At 49.4% G+C, this 243-nt stretch carries 1 protein-coding gene; it reads right to left on the bottom strand.

What is annotated here, in order from left to right:
- Nucleotides 1–243, bottom strand: a 243-nt coding sequence (locus G6047_RS00015) for a hypothetical protein (RefSeq protein WP_169525252.1), incomplete at both ends; no start/stop codon positions are given.

Here is a 243-nt window from a genome sequence, read left to right on the forward strand (position 1 = left end):
AACTTGAGCAAGCCGTTTCCGTGATTGTTTCGGAAGTCGGTTGGTTGATGGTCAGATTCAGTGTCGTCGTGTGGACACAACCCGCAGCGTTAGTAGATGTCTGTGTATATGTTCCGCTTGCAGTATAAGTCTGTCCGCCGTAAGTATAACTTGAGCAAGCCGTTTCCGTGATTGTTTCGGAAGTCGGTTGGTTGATGGTCAGATTCAGTGTCGTCGTGTGGACACAACCCGCAGCGTTAGTAG

Source organism: Flavobacterium silvaticum (assembly GCF_012911565.1).
GTDB lineage: Bacteria > Bacteroidota > Bacteroidia > Flavobacteriales > Flavobacteriaceae > Flavobacterium > Flavobacterium silvaticum.